21 protein-coding genes and 1 pseudogene are annotated in these 14,932 nt (G+C 66.1%); 7 read left to right on the forward strand and 15 right to left on the reverse strand.

Translation table 11 applies throughout. The annotated features are described in order from the left end of the window. Positions 1-116 precede the first annotated feature (116 nt). From Q0C41_RS23725 to Q0C41_RS23740, 4 genes are all read right to left on the reverse strand, one after another. Complete coding sequence (locus Q0C41_RS23725) at positions 117-485, reverse strand: DUF5615 family PIN-like protein (RefSeq protein ID WP_291988064.1); 369 nt, start codon at positions 483-485, stop codon at positions 117-119. Next, on the reverse strand, positions 482-712 hold the full coding sequence (locus tag Q0C41_RS23730; protein ID WP_367079303.1) for a DUF433 domain-containing protein: 231 nt from the start codon (positions 710-712) through the stop codon (positions 482-484). Before Q0C41_RS23730 ends, Q0C41_RS23725 begins: the two co-directional genes overlap by 4 nt. Before the next feature lie 262 nt (positions 713-974). Then, the gene (locus Q0C41_RS23735; protein ID WP_291988068.1) at positions 975-1,310 is read right to left on the reverse strand and encodes a hypothetical protein; all 336 of its coding nucleotides are present in this window, start codon (positions 1,308-1,310) and stop codon (positions 975-977) included. Positions 1,311-1,351: 41 nt separating this feature from the next. After that, complete coding sequence (locus tag Q0C41_RS23740; protein WP_291988070.1) at positions 1,352-1,672, reverse strand: helix-turn-helix domain-containing protein; 321 nt, start codon at positions 1,670-1,672, stop codon at positions 1,352-1,354. Between the two features lie 719 nt (positions 1,673-2,391). On the opposite strand from Q0C41_RS23740, the gene Q0C41_RS23745 reads away from it, so the two are divergent. Beyond that, positions 2,392-3,447, forward strand: a complete 1,056-nt coding sequence (locus tag Q0C41_RS23745; RefSeq protein WP_291988072.1) for a YafY family protein — start codon at positions 2,392-2,394, stop codon at positions 3,445-3,447. Positions 3,448-3,701: 254 nt separating this feature from the next. On the opposite strand, the gene Q0C41_RS23750 is transcribed toward Q0C41_RS23745, so the two are convergent. The 5 genes from Q0C41_RS23750 to Q0C41_RS23770 form a co-directional block, all read right to left on the reverse strand. Further along, positions 3,702-4,121, reverse strand: coding sequence for a hypothetical protein (locus tag Q0C41_RS23750; protein ID WP_291988074.1), 420 nt, complete (start codon positions 4,119-4,121; stop codon positions 3,702-3,704). Then, positions 4,118-4,594 carry a DUF433 domain-containing protein gene (locus Q0C41_RS23755; RefSeq protein WP_291988076.1) on the reverse strand — a complete coding sequence of 159 codons (477 nt, stop codon included), beginning with the start codon at positions 4,592-4,594 and terminating at the stop codon, positions 4,118-4,120. The genes Q0C41_RS23750 and Q0C41_RS23755 overlap by 4 nt, the downstream gene beginning before the upstream one ends. 512 nt (positions 4,595-5,106) lie before the next feature. Beyond that, positions 5,107-5,481, reverse strand: a complete 375-nt coding sequence (locus tag Q0C41_RS23760; RefSeq protein WP_291988079.1) for a helix-turn-helix domain-containing protein — start codon at positions 5,479-5,481, stop codon at positions 5,107-5,109. Between the two features lie 299 nt (positions 5,482-5,780). Continuing rightward, a complete protein-coding gene (locus Q0C41_RS23765) occupies positions 5,781-6,041 on the reverse strand; it encodes a hypothetical protein (protein ID WP_291988081.1) in 261 nt (86 codons plus the stop codon). Positions 6,042-6,135: 94 nt separating this feature from the next. Then, positions 6,136-6,717: a Uma2 family endonuclease gene (locus Q0C41_RS23770; RefSeq protein WP_291988083.1), complete on the reverse strand. Its 582-nt coding sequence runs from the start codon at positions 6,715-6,717 to the stop codon at positions 6,136-6,138. A 232-nt stretch (positions 6,718-6,949) separates the two neighbouring features. On the opposite strand from Q0C41_RS23770, the gene Q0C41_RS23775 reads away from it, so the two are divergent. The 4 genes and pseudogenes from Q0C41_RS23775 to Q0C41_RS23785 all read left to right on the forward strand — a co-directional run bounded on the left by Q0C41_RS23775 (position 6,950) and on the right by Q0C41_RS23785 (position 7,968). Continuing rightward, positions 6,950-7,165 (forward strand): type II toxin-antitoxin system HicB family antitoxin, encoded by a 216-nt coding sequence (locus Q0C41_RS23775; protein ID WP_291988085.1) that lies wholly within the window; start codon positions 6,950-6,952, stop codon positions 7,163-7,165. 38 nt (positions 7,166-7,203) lie between these two features. Continuing rightward, positions 7,204-7,302: pseudogene (locus Q0C41_RS31510) on the forward strand (BrnT family toxin); the annotation flags it as partial. Between the two features lie 49 nt (positions 7,303-7,351). Next, positions 7,352-7,582, forward strand: coding sequence for a DUF433 domain-containing protein (locus tag Q0C41_RS23780; RefSeq protein ID WP_291988087.1), 231 nt, complete (start codon positions 7,352-7,354; stop codon positions 7,580-7,582). Beyond that, positions 7,579-7,968 carry a DUF5615 family PIN-like protein gene (locus Q0C41_RS23785; protein WP_291988089.1) on the forward strand — a complete coding sequence of 130 codons (390 nt, stop codon included), beginning with the start codon at positions 7,579-7,581 and terminating at the stop codon, positions 7,966-7,968. The genes Q0C41_RS23780 and Q0C41_RS23785 overlap by 4 nt, the downstream gene beginning before the upstream one ends. Positions 7,969-8,233: 265 nt before the next feature. Here Q0C41_RS23785 and Q0C41_RS23790 read toward each other — a convergent pair whose 3' ends face one another. Further along, entirely contained in the window at positions 8,234-8,968 is a 735-nt protein-coding gene (locus Q0C41_RS23790; protein ID WP_291988091.1) for a nucleotidyltransferase domain-containing protein, read from the reverse strand. 330 nt (positions 8,969-9,298) lie between these two features. On the opposite strand from Q0C41_RS23790, the gene Q0C41_RS23795 reads away from it, so the two are divergent. Continuing rightward, positions 9,299-9,562, forward strand: coding sequence for a BrnT family toxin (locus Q0C41_RS23795; RefSeq protein ID WP_291988093.1), 264 nt, complete (start codon positions 9,299-9,301; stop codon positions 9,560-9,562). A 28-nt stretch (positions 9,563-9,590) separates the two neighbouring features. Then, positions 9,591-9,794, forward strand: a complete 204-nt coding sequence (locus tag Q0C41_RS23800; RefSeq protein WP_291988094.1) for a hypothetical protein — start codon at positions 9,591-9,593, stop codon at positions 9,792-9,794. Between the two features lie 14 nt (positions 9,795-9,808). On the opposite strand, the gene Q0C41_RS23805 is transcribed toward Q0C41_RS23800, so the two are convergent. The 5 genes from Q0C41_RS23805 to Q0C41_RS23825 all read right to left on the reverse strand — a co-directional run bounded on the left by Q0C41_RS23805 (position 9,809) and on the right by Q0C41_RS23825 (position 14,841). Continuing rightward, positions 9,809-10,078: a hypothetical protein gene (locus Q0C41_RS23805; protein ID WP_291988096.1), complete on the reverse strand. Its 270-nt coding sequence runs from the start codon at positions 10,076-10,078 to the stop codon at positions 9,809-9,811. 127 nt (positions 10,079-10,205) lie between these two features. After that, positions 10,206-10,628: a type II toxin-antitoxin system HicB family antitoxin gene (locus Q0C41_RS23810; protein ID WP_291988098.1), complete on the reverse strand. Its 423-nt coding sequence runs from the start codon at positions 10,626-10,628 to the stop codon at positions 10,206-10,208. 309 nt (positions 10,629-10,937) lie between these two features. After that, positions 10,938-11,450 (reverse strand): PEGA domain-containing protein, encoded by a 513-nt coding sequence (locus Q0C41_RS23815; RefSeq protein ID WP_291988100.1) that lies wholly within the window; start codon positions 11,448-11,450, stop codon positions 10,938-10,940. 448 nt (positions 11,451-11,898) lie between these two features. Next, positions 11,899-12,924, reverse strand: a complete 1,026-nt coding sequence (locus tag Q0C41_RS23820; protein WP_291988102.1) for a DUF3800 domain-containing protein — start codon at positions 12,922-12,924, stop codon at positions 11,899-11,901. A gap of 3 nt (positions 12,925-12,927) precedes the next feature. Then, on the reverse strand, positions 12,928-14,841 hold the full coding sequence (locus Q0C41_RS23825; RefSeq protein WP_291988104.1) for a DNA methyltransferase: 1,914 nt from the start codon (positions 14,839-14,841) through the stop codon (positions 12,928-12,930). Positions 14,842-14,932: the final 91 nt, after the last annotated feature.

Consider the following 14,932-nt stretch of genomic DNA (forward strand, 5'->3'; position numbering starts at 1 on the left):
TACCGCACGCTGCTCGGGAAGATCGACGAGCGCACGTCGCGAATTACTGGAACGAAGCCCGGCAAGTAAGGTGTAAACGATGTTGCCGGACTTCTGTCAACGATCATCCCGTCCGTTCATCGATTCAACGGCAACACCCGCACCCGGGTGCCTGCCTCGTTAATCGAGAGCAAGGCGCCACGCCGAATCTGCGCCGCATGCTGGGTCAGCGCCATTCGAACGATCTGGAGAAGCTGCGGCGCCAGCATGTCTTGCGCTCGCAACTGCACAACGCTTGGCGCGTCGTCTCCGCTTGCTGCCAGAATCGCCGAGAAGTCCAGGTCGTGCGTGATGAGCACACGGCCGTGCTGCCGTGCCCACGCGAGGATCTCGAAATCGTCTGCCGTGGGAGCGCCGACGTCAGACCAGTGGACGGCTGAGAACCCGGCCGACTCCAGCGCCGAGGCGAAGGTCGGCGGCAGGTTCATGTCGACCAGTAGCGTCATGGCTGGCCCAGCGGCACTTCCACTTCTTCAGCTCGCCACGCCGCGTAGGACAGGGCTTCGGCGACGTCCGCTTCTTCCAGGTAGGGGTACTCGCGGACGATCGAGTCTGCAGTGTGCCCAGACGCCACCATCCCCACGACGGCGCCGACGGTCACGCGCATCCCGCGGATGCATGGCTTGCCGCCCATGACCCTGGGGTCTCGGGTGATTCTGGTGAGCTGGGGCATATAGGTCTCTGCCTGCATTGTGCGCGATCTCCTCGGGGCCGACCAGTCCCCGGCGAGGGACCATTTCGACCTCGGCTCACGTGCTGCATGACGTGTGCCCACCGCGCGCGGGGTGTCGGCGTGCCTCTATTGGCTGTAAACCGCAGTGCGGCGCGCCGGAGCCGCGAAGCAGGTAGCAAAGACCAGAACACCGAGGCCAGCCGATGATTGCCATTCGTGCGCGCTGGCCTTGCGCCGGCCCAGTACAAGCGGCCGCGGACCTCTACGAGATCCAGAACACAGCAGAGACAATCGCCGCGTGCCCGTTCTGGTCGAACCGCATCTCCCACTCGCCGCCGTCGCCGCACAAGGCGCCCGCATCACACCCGAACGCGATGCGGAACTCGCCATCAGCCGTGGCTCGGACGTGCAGGGAGTAACCGAAGTCGTCGCCGGTGACGAACACCTGCTCGGGTGTTTTGCCGGTCTCGGGTTCCTCGAGGAAGAACCGTACGGCCCCGCAGTGCGCCTCGGGTTCGACCACTCGCAGGAACGTCAGGAAGCGGTCCGCTCCGAGCCGTTTGAGGGATGCGAGGGCCTGCGTCTCGCGCCGGTTCATGGGCGTCTCCAACCGCCAATCTCATGGCGCTGGCGAGCGCATTACGCCACCAGCACTCGTGCCTGGCTCGTGGCCCTCGGCCTGGCCTTGACGACGATCTCCACGTCGTGGCCAAGCAGCACGAGGAACCGCACCAGCCGGTCAAGCGAGAAGCCGGCCAGCCGCCCGCGGATCAGCGCAGACACCTTCGGCTGATCCACCTCGAGCACGGCAGCCGCAGCGGCCTGCGTGAGCCCTCTGCTCTCGATGGTGGCGCCGATCTTCCGCGCCAGTTCGGCCTTTGCCAGCGCCTCCGCCGGCCGGGGATGTCCCACGTCTGCGAACACGTTGCCGCTGCCCACGACGTATGCCTTCTTGGCCATCGATGTACTCCAGGGCGGCAGCGTGTTTCTCACCGCGCTGAGCGAGGAACAGCGCGTAGCCGACCTCATCCTGCACCGCGGACGGAAATGACCTCAGAGCCCGGAGAGAATCGCCAAGCCACACCACCGCCTTGAGCGGCAGCGGCGCTGCGTCATTATGCCACATCTAGCATGTCCGGCGAGCCAGTGGAACCCGGACAATGCGAGCCACGTGCCACGTGAGAACTCACGCGAATCTGAAGGTCAGGCGCGCGCGTGTGCAGAATCTGCCCGCGGCCCGGGGAGGATGCGCCGCAGCTTCTGCAGCGTCTTCAGCGCGTCCGCACGCTCACCGCCTCGCCAGGCACCGTGGACACGACCGCCACCTCGGCCTTGTCACTGCGACCGGCGCCGTCGGCATCCACCTTCGTCAGCATCGCATTGACCTGCTCCGGCGACAGCTCTGGCGGTGTACATCAGCGGGCATCCCGTGACGCGCGTGTTGAGGAGGCGCGGCGGGTAGCGCGGGCCGCCGACGTCGCGGTAGTCAATGCGTCGGCGCCACGCCGGCGCGCGGGCACGAACCGAATCTGCAGCCGCGTGCCGGTGGCCATGGCCAGGCGCTCGAGCACCGCGGCAGAGCTTGGACTGGGCCAGCACGCGCATCTCCTGCGACGCGAGCAGGCGCTTCACCGTGCAGGTTGCGCGTACGCGTCGATCGGTCACATACAATGCCGGCCATGCCTCGCAACGCCGAAGTGATTCGCCACTGGCAGATGCTCCTGCACATCGACGCGATGCGCGCGGGCGTGTCGGTGAAGGACCTGGCCGCGAAGTTCAAGGTGACCACCCGCACCGTCTGGCGCGATCTGCAGGCCCTGCAGGAAGTGGGCTTCCCGCTCGTGGACGAAAAGCGCGATCGCACCACCTGCTGGAAGCTGCTGAACATGCCGCTCAAGGCGCTGAACGACGCCGGTCTCTCCGTGACCGAGGCGTGTTCGCTGTATCTGAGCCGCACGCTGCTCGTGGAGTTCACCGGCACGCCCTTCGAACCGGGGCTGGCCGCCATCATCCGCCGCGTGGAGAAATCGCTCTCACCCGCCGTCCGCAAGTTCCTGCAGCGCCTGCCCGAAGTGGTGCAGGTGAAGGGCGCGCCTCGGAAAACCGTGACGTCGCCGAAACACGACGAGTTCGTGGCCCGGCTCATCGAAGCCGCCACGGAACGCAAGGTGTGCCGCGTGCTGTATTTTTCGGTGCACAGCGACCGCGAGAAGGAATACGAGCTGCATCCCTACAGCCTCACGTATGCGGAAGGTGGCCTGTATCTCTCCGCCTGGGTGCCCGAATACCGGATGGTGCGGGTCTTCGCCGCCGAACGCGTCCGCAAGGTGACCGTGCTCGAGAAGTCGTTCACGCCGGGCGCCGACATGGCCGACGAGGCGTTCGGGCAGTCGCTGGGTGTGAACCGCGGCGGCAAGCCCGAGAAGATCGTGGTGGAATTCACGCCGCGGGTGGCCAGCTACGTGCGCGAGCGCACGTGGCACGGCTCGCAGCAGATCGAGGCGATCGCCGGCGGCGGCGTGCGCCTCACGCTGAAGGTGTGTCGCGACTGGGCGCTGCGTACGTGGGTGCTCGGCTGGGGCGCCCACGCGCGCGTGGTGTCGCCCTCGGCGCTGGCGGAAGAGATCCTCGAACAGCTCGACGGCGCCCGCGATGGCTACGCGCCGAAGCTGCTGTTCGATGCCGCGCCCCCTTCGCCCGCGCCAAAGAGCCGACGCCTGCCCCTGCGCTCCTAGCCGCTACGACGCCCGCGGCCGCCGCCGCGCCTTGCCGTCTTCGCACAGCGACGCCGAGATCGTGTAGTTCGCGAAGTGGCGGCTTGCCCACCCGCTGCGCCAACATCGCGTTGTGCAGTTCGATCTTGGCGGCCACCAGCGCCGACAAGCGCACGGCGTCCACGAGCCATGACCCGTCGGTGTCTTTCGACAGCTTCACTGCGTAGATAAGTTGCTCCCCTCGGCCTGGCCTTGAAGCGGCGGGGTGCCGGACGTCAGCGTGGATACCAGAGCTCAACCGAGCCGGGCGCGTCGGGATCAGTGACCAACGCCGACGGCGTCGGGCGATACAGCTTCGCAATGAATGGCGGCTCGTGTTGCTTCAAGAACGCGTGGATCCGAGGCAGCGTCTTGACGAAATGGATCGCCAGCTGCGGCAGCGGTGCCTTGCCCACGACCACGAGCAGCCGAACGCGGTATCGCTCAACCGCCGCTAACTCATTGGGCTTGTAGCGGATGCGAGCGTCGTGCGTGACAGCGCACCAGCCCGTGCGCCCCACGTGGGCCAACCACGATTCGTCGCTGGCGGTTGGGGCGAAATGGTCCGCGTGCCGCTCAACGCGGCATCCCGCCGCGCGCAGGCTGTCCGGGAACTGCTTGCCCAGGTCGCGGTCGGTGAAGAAGACGACGTTCACGCCGCACGTTCGTAGACGGCGGCCTGCTCAACCTCCGCGGGCGTGAGGTCGTAGTCTGCGGCCACGTCGCTCACGCTTTCGCCTGCGTCGAGGCGACCGGCGATGGCCTGCGTCGACACGCCGGCACGGTGCACGATGGGGCGACCAAACGCCACGGTGGGATCGATCGCGATGAGCCGCACGTCGCTGGCACCCTCGACGGACACGAACGGATAGAGCCGAATCGGCAGGCTGCGTCCGTCCCAGTCGACCCGGTGCAAGTGCTGCTCGAACACCTTGCGCATCGCCACCTGGCCGGATGCCGACAACTCGATGAGCTCACCGTAGCGATCGAGAAACAGGCGGCCAGGTGCTGCCAACAGATCCTTGCGCAACAGCAGCTTGTCGATCTGCAGGGTGTCCTCGGCGTAGCGGAGCGCTTTCCGCAGGGCCTCCACTTTCACCTGGTGGTCCTGGCGCAGCGCGCGCAGCACATGGGCTTCCACGAGATCCCAGAACGACAGCATCAGCGGCCGCTTCGACGCCGGGCGGATCAGCGCCGCGAAGGTGCGCGGGCCGACGCTGGTGGAATACGGTCGCCCGACGACCCACGACCGAAGGGTGCCGGGAGACAGCCGGAGGTAGTGAGCCGCCTCGGTCAGGGTGTACGCAGGCTGGCTTCGGGGATCAATGTCCGCAGGGGCTCTCTTTCGCCGGGGTTGCACGTGGCCATAGTAGTCGGTTGATATCGTCGATGTCAGCAGCGCCGCGGCTGGTCAGGCACACCCTGAGTGCATCGAGCGTGCCACCCGAGCGGGCGGCGAAAAAAGGCCCAGGTTGGGCGCGCTCGTGCTTCGCGGTGCCCCTGCCAACCGGGCTCGAGTGCGCAGTTTCCGCGCGCGGGCGGCGCGCCATCCCTGCACATTCTGCGATCCCCGTGCGCAGCCTCACCGCGTCCGCACGCTCGCGCTCGCCGCCCCGGCTGCTGTCGGCGTCGCCACCCGCGCTACGGCGCCGAACGGCGGCGAGTCCCTCGCGATGTTGGACGCCCCGTGCTTCCAGCTGCGGCTTCGGCACCACCACCGCCACTGAGCACTACCGGTCCCTGGCTGGGAAACTCCGCCACGATCGAGAGCTTGCCGCCCAGGGCTTCGACGTAGCCGCGGAGGGTGGAGAGCCGCATGTCACTCCGTTGCTCAAGCCGCGACACGCCGTCCTGCCCGATGCCAAGCGCCTCCGCCATTGCCGCCTGCGTCATTCCCTGGGCCCGGCGCAGCTTCTGCAACGTGTGCTCGTCGGCCATCAGCGCAGCGGTGCGACTGGCGATGCGGCGCCGGCGCGCAGGACTGAGCGACTTGCGGATCCGCTGAAGATTGGTCATGGTCGCTTCCTGATGCGGTGGACCTGTCTCGCCTTCGCTGCGTGCGAGGCCCACCGCGCATCCGCTAGGCCTCCAGCACCGACACGTGGGCGAGTAGTTCATCCTGCACCGCCTCGGCCAGCGCCCCGAACTCCGACACGAACAGGTCGTGGAACTCAACGTTCCACGCCATGACCTACTATGTTTTCAAATACATATGCTGTCAATGCCATTTCTGACGCCTCGCCGGTTTCCGGGAACGAGACGGATCGCATTCACGGCGCGTGCCAGGGCGGCGGAGCGCTGGATTCTGGCTCTGATCACGGCGCGCCGGTCAGGTCCTTGCTGCACATGGCAGCGGCTGCCACGGCCCCCGCGACCAGAGATGGCCATTTCTCCACGATCACCGGCAGCACGCCGCCCAGGATGTCGAGCACCACGATGCCGCCACGCAGCGACTTCTGCACGCCCACCCGCTGCGTCGTGTAGCCGGGCGCAGAGAACTCGAGCACGTCGTTGTTCTTGCGCTCGAGGCTGAGGGACGTGGGCGTGCGCGAGCCGGCCGTGCCCGCGGCCGCCACCGTGGCCCCTCCGGGTATAGAGGAGCGCGGCGGGGAGCTGTACCGGAATGGAAGCAGCGGACGTGAGGGCGCCGGTGCGGATTGCCGAGCCGCACTAGATGTGTGCGCGGAACAGCTCGCGCAGGTCGATCTGGCACCCCGGCAGCAGGGGCGTGGTCACCACGCCGCCGTCTTCCGCCGTCAGCTCCGCCACGCGGGCCAGCCGCCCCTCGGCCGTCGGGCGGAATACCTGCACGGCGTCGAGTTCCGGATCCACCAGCCAGTACTCGCGAACACCGGTCCGCTCGAAGAGGCGCCGCTTGGTCTGCGCGTCGCGCTTGCGCGTGCTCTTCGACAGCACCTCGATGACCAGCGCTGGCGGCCCCTGCACGTTCTTCTCCGTCAGGATGTCCGTCTGATCACCGGCCACGAACAGCAGGTCGGGTTCGACGACGTCGAAGTGAGACAGGACCACGTCGAGCGGCGCGGCGAACACCTCGCCGGCATGCGGATTGGCTCTGAGATATCGCTCGATCTCGTACAGCAGCCGCCCCACGAGCCGTTGGTGGCGCACGTTGGGCGCCGGGGTCACGTAGTGCTCGCCGTCAATGATCTCGTGGCGCTTCCCGTCGTCGGGAAACAGCACGAAGTCGTCGTAGGTGAGGCGCATGTCGGCGCGTGCCGCTGGCGAGCGCATCGGATCCTCCCCGGCCATGAACGGAGTCTACATCCGGCCATGGCACCGGACAATGCGAGCACCGTGCCGCGCGAGAAGTCACGCGAATCCGAAGACCATGCGCGCGCGTGCGCAGAATCTGCCCAAGGTTCGCCGGTGATGCGCTGAAGCACCTGCGACGCGCTGCTCACGCTCGGCCCGCGCCCCGTTCGGCGCGCCATCCTCAATTACAATCTCAGACTGCGAGGCTGACATGGCCCACAAGTACGAACTCGTCGTCGCCTGGAGCCGGGAGGACGCCGCCTTCGTGGTGGATGTTCCGGAACTGCCGGGCTGCATGGCCCACGGCGGCACGCCCGCCGAAGCCGTGGCCAACGCGCAAGACGCGATCAGTCTCTGGCTGGAAGCCGCGCGCGATATGGGCCGGCCGATTCCCAGGCCGCGCGGACGCCGCCTGATGACGGCGTAGGGGGCTCGAGTCCCGGGGCCGCACTTACGCGGCGCTCGTCACCACAGTTCGACTCGGCGAAGTCGGTCGCCAACGTCGAGAAGCACGGCATCGACTTCATCGGCGCCCAGGCGTTGTGGAGCGATCCCGACCGGCTACACACAGTCGCGATCGGCGTGCCGCATGCTACAGTCCGTTCAGGCCCTTATGGACATCTATCCAGGCATCTCGATGAACCCCGACGTCCGGTTCGGCAAGCCCTGCATCGCCGGCACCCGGATCGATGTCGCCACCGTCGTCGGGCTCATCGCCGCCGGAGAAACCGTCGAGACGGTCGCCACCGAGTATCAGCTGTCGATTGAGCAGGTGCGCGCCGCGCTCGGCTACGCGGCGCACGTGGCGGCGCACCTGCCTCCCGCCGTCCGCCAGGCGTCGTGAAGATTCTGCTCGACGAGAACTTCCCTCTCGCCCTGCTCCGCAGCCTGCTGGCGGATGGCGAGGTCGCCGAGCACATCATCACACTCGGCCTGCGCGGGGTGTCGGACGCGGGAATTCGTGAACGCCTGACGGACCCAGAGGTGCTGTTCCTGACGCAGGACGACGATTTCCTGTTCTCGGAGCCTACGCGTGCAGTGGTCGTCGTCTCGCGCGTTCGGCAGGCACGACGGATCGTGGAACGCGTCGATATCTGGAGACGCGCGATTCGCGTACTGCTCGAGGCTCCGCGGACCGCGCAGCGATTCGAGCTGCTCGACGACGGGACGCTGCTGCCGTGGGAACAGGCCGCGGACGGGGTGTGGATTTCGAAGCGGTCCAGCCCGTAACCCGCGCCGTGCCAGCGTTATCTACGCCGCGCTCGTCACATCCACCAAGCGATCGAGCGAGAAGCCGGCCAGACGCCCTCGCCAAGGCGGCGTCCTCGTAGGCAGCGGTGCCTTGCCCACGACGGCAAGCGGCGTTCACGCCGCAACGTTCGGCAGCGTCAGCCTTCGTGCAACAGCTCCGGCCGGGTGGCGCGAATCCACTCCACCACCGCATCGCGCACGACGACTGCGGCGTCGTGCACCTCGTCGGCCTCGGCGTCGGACGTCACGCCCGCGTGGTCGTACTCCGTGGAGTTGCGCCGCTTGCGGTAGGCCTGGAGACGCCGCACCGTCGAGGCCGGCACGCTGGCGGTCGCCGATCTCCCGCGCGCTGGTCGTGTGGGGCGTCAGCCAGCCGCGACGCTGCCAGTCGCTCAACGACATCGTCGCCGCCGATCACGAAGAGCCTGGGCTCGCTCAGCAGACGGCTGACGAAGTGGTCCCCACGCCGCGCCCGGCGCGCGAACTCCGCGGCGGACTGCACCACCGGGTTCACCTCGCGCCCAAGGCGCGACTCGACGGGCGCCAGCGCCTCCACGAGGTCTCCCAGCGCCACGGCACCAATCACGAAGAGATCCACGTCGCTGTCGGCTCCGCCCCCGTCGCGCGCCATCGACCCGAAGACGAACGCCGCCTCGACCCCACCAGCCACGGGCGCCAGGGCGTTGCGGAGCACGTCCACCAGACCGGACGTCTTGGCAACGATCGCGCGCAGTTCCTCGAACACGGGACACTGCCGGTTCGCCTGGTAGTCGACCTGCCGTCCACGCACGACGCGCGTGAGGATGCCGGCCTGCACCAGCACGCCGAGTTCGCGCTGTACCGCGCCCAGGGCGCCGCCGGTGAGCCGCGCCACCTCGCGTACGTAGAACGGCTCGTCGAGGCGGCTGAAGCACAGCCCCAGCACGCGTTCGCGCGTGCGACCGAAGAGGGTCGCGCCCAAAGGCAGTGTCGTTCTCATTTCGAGAACGATCGTATCCATTTCGCGAACGATCGCCAACCGACATCCCGGCGGGGGCATCGCCCGAGATTCCTCAGTAAATCGTACGGCCAACCGATAGTTGGGGCGCGGACGTGGCTGACATTGCACCGGCGCGCGGGCTGGATGGTCGCGAAATCTGCGGGCGTGCGCCTCTACCCTGCGCTGGCGGGCTGTGACACGACAGGTCACACGTGCAGCCGCGCCCACACCGTAGACGCGATAGGCCTTCGCTACCGCAGCAGCACCAGCTCCGGCACGCCGTCGGCGCGAACTGCCTGACCAGCAGTAATGGTATATTTTCTATACCTCATGGACTTCGAGTTCGACTCGGCGAAGTCAACCGCCAACCTCGAAAAGCACGGCATCGACTTCATCGACGCCCAGGCGTTGTGGAGTGATGCCGACCGGCTCGAGGTTCCGGCCCGATCGCTCGACGAACCTCGTATTCAGGTCATCGGACGAATCGGCAACGTGGTGTGGTCGGCGTTCACTACGATTCGGAGCGATCGCATCCGGATCACCTCCGTCAGGCGAGCACGTGATGAAGAAGCAGCAGCGTACTTCGAAGCCTAAGGCGCTCCCCGCCGTCTCCCTCGACGCCATGCACGACAACGGCGTGGATCTGTCGTCGCTCATGGACCAGACCAAGGCGACGCGACCTGGCCGCGCGGTGCAACGCGTGAACGTGGACTTCCCGGTGGACCTGCTGCGCGACATCGATCAGGAGGCCCGGCGTCTCGGCGTGACCCGACAGGCGTTCATCAAGGTGCGTCTGGCAGACGCCCTCGCCAAGACGGCGTCCTAGCGAGGGCCTTGCGCTCACCGCGTGCGCACGCTCACCGCCACGCCAGGCACCGTGGACACGATCGCCACCTCGGCCTTGTCACCGCGACCGGCGACGTCGGCATCCACCTTCGTCAGCATCGCGTTCACCTGCTCCGGCGACAGCTTGTACCAGCCGCCGGTGATGGCGTCCACGATCACCGGCAGCACCCCGCCCAGGATGTCGAGCACCACGATGCCGCCCCGCAGCGACTTCTGCACGTCCACCCGCTGCGTCGTGTAGCCGGGCGCGGAGAACTCGAGCACGTCGTTGTTCTTGCGCTCAAGGCTGAGGGACGTGGGCGTGCGCGAGCCGGCCGTGCCCGCGGCTGCCTACTCGTCATCGCGCTCGATCGGCAACCGGCGGAGCCGCCGCGACATCTTGAACGCGTCTCTACGCTGCGCTCGTCACAACCAGCCGACGTCCGAGGGCGGAGAGCGCCTGCTCGATCTGGTCCAGCTTCGACTGATGGCGGAAGTCGACCAGCCGATCCACCTGCGGCAGATGCCAGTCGAGCAGTTTCCCCAGTCGGTACTTGCCCACGCGCTGCGCCAACATCGCGTTGTGCAGTTCGATCTTGGCGGCCACCAGCGCCGACAAGCGCACGGCGTCTCCCCTGACTGGCGCTGCCTGCAGCGGCCGGGGAATCTCGACCTTGTCGTCCACCAGCATCTCGAGGCCGGTCAGCACCGCCTCCACGGCGCGCGCCAGCGCCGCCTCGCGCGTACGGCCGTGTGTATGCACGAAGGGCAAGGCGGGCACGTCCACGAGCCATGACCCGTCGGTGTCTTTCGACAGCTTCACTGCGTAGAACATAGCGTGAGTCCGAGGTCTTTCTTGATGCGCTGCGCCAGACACTAGAGCCATTGGCCGCAGTAGTCAACATATAAGTTGCTCCCGTGGCGGAGCACCTCGGCACTCGCCTCCGCCGCCTCGACGACTGCATCCCGCATGCCGGACCAGGCGGATGCCGGCCTGTTCAGGATTCAGGCACACGAGAGCTTCACGAGCGCGCGGACGGAGTCCGCGGTACGCACATTCGGAGTAGCGGTGGCCAAGGGCAGTACGCCAAATCCGCTGTTCGCCAGTGCGAAGGCATCGTCGCACTGAGCGAGGGCCTTTCGCTCACCGCGTCCGCACGCTCACCGCCACGCCAGGCACCGTGGACACGATCGCCACCTCGGCCTTGTCGCTGCGACCGGCGCCGTCGAGGTTCAGCGTCACGCCAATCGTGTCCGGCCCCGGCGTGGTGGCATCCACCTTCGTGAGCATCGCGTTCACCTGCTCCGGCGACAGCTTGTACCAGCCGCCGGTGATGGCATCGACGATCACCGGCAGCACCCCGCCCAGGATGTCGAGCACCACGATGCCGCCACGCAGCGACTTCTGCACGTCCACCCGCTGCGTCGTGTAGCCGGGCGCGGAGAACTCGAGCACGTAGTTGTTCTTGCGCTCGAGGCTGAGGGACGTGGGCGTGCGCGAGCCGGCCGTGCCCGCGGCCGCCACCGTGGCCCCCTCCGGGATCGACGCGGCCTGAATAAGCTGCCGCGAGCCGCCGAACATCGTGCCGCACCCGGTGGACGCCATCGCTGCCGCCAGCACCATCGCGCAGGCGCCGTTCTTGTAGGACGTGATCATCTGTGTCTCCGTTGGGGAAGGGCACGACGCGTTTCTGCATCGTGCGTATCAACGGAGCCATCATCCGGAAGGGCTGTGACACGGCAGGTCACAGGTGTGTTGCTGCGCGACGCGTGGATGCACACATGCGTGACAGAGGAGGTCGCACGTGCGATGACGGCCGCGGCGTTGACCGTCAGCCCACGGAAGCGCACGTTCCGTTGCCGGCATGCAGGGTGCGGCGCGAGTTTAGGCTCCCCGACCCGCACGCCGTACCGTCGTACTGCTCCCGGCGGGGTTACGTCAAGGTGGCCCTGCCGGACAGGCCAGTGCCTGTAGCCATCTGCATTGCCCCCTTGTGGCCCGTTGCGCTTGCGACGAGCCCCTCACATCCGCTTACGTCGCAGCCAGCAGCGCGTGTTAGCGCAACATGCATCGGGCTCGGCGACGCGGAGTGTAGCCTGCGGAATCACTCTTCCGGGGGCGGCCAGTACGACACCCTGAGGGACAGATGCTCGATCTCACGAAGCGGCCCGTCGTTTCCCATCGCAGCGGCTCGTACCGCACCTGCCACGAGGTCCGCGAGCTGCACCAGCCTGTCCTTGCTGCTCTGGCTAAACCGAATCGACTGAATGGTCTGGGGCGACCCTGTGGTGTGCCGGAGCAGATACGCCGCTAACTCTTGCTGGAACGTCGGTGTCGAGTATTCGTCGAGGACCACAGTCGGGCGCCAGGTTACTGCCAACAGATCTTCGATGACGAAGCGAAACGCGTAGCGGTACAAGGTCGTCGGGTCACGAAATCCAGCAGATTCCAAGCGCGCCTTGTCGAAGCACACAGCCGCCCATACGTACTCGGCCAATGACAGCTCGCGAAGCACAAGCCTGAGGTTTCGCTTGCTGAAACTCGACGCCTTGGCTTCCCCCGTAGGATCGCGACGAACGATTGCGAGTGCGTTCTTGAACCGCTGCTCAAGACGCGCTAGCTCGGCATGCGACTCAAGCATCACAGCGGCGACGACAAAGTGCTGGTCGTGCTCGTCGCCGACGCCCGGAGACCCGGATTCATCCATGTAGACGATCGCAGGACCCGCTGGCGCAGACTCGGTGTCGACGGCCTCAAAGAGCTTCGTCCGCCGAGCGAGAGCACGCAGGCTCCGGACGTGTCTCTGCTCTGCCCGTAGCCGTGTGGCGTAGAAGTCGAGCGTTGTCGCCGCGTCCACGGCACTCGTAACCAGGAACAGGCCAGCGTTGCTCACCCCGATAAACACGGCAGGCTCACGGCGCAACGGACCCACGATTCTATGCTGAAACGCACTGCGCTTGTACCGGCCGCCGAACGGCACCGCCAACAGATCTTCAATCGGCTTCGGATTGGAGGCCGTCACCTCGTTGTCAATCAAGTAATCAAGCAGACGCTTCTTGTCATCACCCAGTGGGTCCTCGGCACTTGGGCGCCACCGCCGAGCAAGCTGGATGAGCCGGTTCCTCGCCATCGCTCAGTCGTGCACAGAGGCCACTACGAACACCTTCAACACTTCATCCCCGTAGTGGTTAATCACCTTGACGGCGATCTTGCCAGTCTCGGGTTGGGCAAACGGGCGGCTCACTGTGCTGTATAGGGTGGACCACGCCGCTTCGTCGATCTCGGCCCTCAGTGCGCGCTTTAGCTTTTCGTACGGCTCGTCGGCACCCGTGAAGTACGCGTGGCGTACGAAGAAGCTTTCGCCGTCGTAGTTGGTGTCGATGAACCAGCACGCGATGTCGTCGGTGGAGTTGCTGCGAATGGCGCCCGTGGTAGGGTCGTAGACGTCGACGCCGCGCAGGGTCACTTGGAGGTTGCCGTCTACGTCCACGGGCGCGATGTCGACATCCGGCTCGCCAAACACCATGAACAGGTTGCCGGCGCCGGTCTTCTTCAGCAGCTCGTCGCCCATACTCAGGTCGGGATTCATACGCGCGGTGAGTACCTGCAGCTTGCCGTAGCGCTTGGCCTCCTCCGACACATGCGGGTCGAAGGCGAAGCCGCACACGATGAGCACGTCGTACCCCACGCCCAACACGGCTTCCTTGGCCGCCTCCTTCACCTGGTTCGGGCCCACCGTGCCGTGCTCGGGTCCGATGGAGACAGCCACGCGGCGCACCGTGCCATCTGCATCCGTATAGGCGCCTGCCGCGTGGAGCCACGTGCCGGCCAGCGACTCTAGTCGGTCGAACACCAGACGCTCGTTCTTCACGGTGTTCTGCACGCCGGCTTTTCGGAGGTTGTCGAGAATCATGGTCTCGAACTGACCCGCGACACTGTCGCGCTGCCCCTCTTGCTCGCTGCGCGGACGCTCGTCGTCCGCCGACAGCACGCGGTGCGGCGAAAGGCTCTCGACTGTGAAGGGCCCGGTCACGCGGATGCGCTTGCCGTCCTCGTACGGCTTGTCGAATAGCAGCTCCGTGTCGGCGTGGCGCAGGATGGCGGCGTCGATCTGATCGCGCGTCATGCCCTCTTTGATGTCCGGATTGTTGGCTATCGACTTAAGCGTGACATGTGGCACGCGCTTGTAGACAAACCCCTTCTTGATGTCGCCCTCAATCTTGAATGCAGGCGGGACCTTGCCGGTGACTTCCGACTCCTTCTTCTGGCCTTCGAGCGAGTCGGCGAGTGTGAACCATGGGTAGCGCGCGGCCATGAGGCGCGTCCGCGCAAGCGTGACCGCGACTCGACTGGTGTCACAGGTGATCCATCGACGGCCCCACTGTTCTGCCACCGCCGCTGTCGTTCCAGAGCCGCATGTCGGATCGAGTACGAGATCGCCAGGATCCGTCGCCATCAACATACATCTCTCGATGAACTTCGTCGCAGTTTGAACGACGTACGCCTGCCCCACCGCACCTGGCTTGTCCGGCCAGACGTTCTCCAGCTCAGTCACCGGAAAGTCACTAAAGTAGGCCTTCATATATGGCGTCTTGCCGATCAAGAACAACCTCTCAGCCAGCTTTAGTCGCTCCATGCCATCTCGGTTGGTCGACCAACTCTTGCCGCTCCCGAAGGGGCTGCAAGTCACGCCGCCAAGATCGAAGCTGTATGTACAGCTGGGCGTAAATCCGGATGACGTAAGCGGGCGACGACGAAACACGCCGACCGCAGAACCCCTCGCCCTAAACTCGTCATCGGACAGCCGTTTGGCCCGAACGGGTCCGTCTTCCACGAGCCGATATTCGTAGTCCTGCGAAATGTCGCGCTCCTGATAGACAGGCCGGTACCGCATCTGTTTGTGCTCTCGGCTGTACCAGATGATGTAGTCATACGCTTTGGGAAGACCTGTTTGGCCGAGAGGGTCAGTTGACTTGAAGGCGATTTCGGCAACGAAATTGTCGCTGCCGAAAACTTCATCTTTGAGATCAACTTTGAACTGCAACACTGACTACTGACCATAGAAGCATTCCTCCGGCGTGCGAAACCCCAAGCGCTTGCGTGGGCGGCGATTGAGGTGCTGGGCGATGCGGTCACAA

It is taken from the genome of Luteitalea sp., from assembly GCF_022842525.1.
Taxonomy (GTDB): Bacteria; Acidobacteriota; Vicinamibacteria; order Vicinamibacterales; family Vicinamibacteraceae; genus Luteitalea.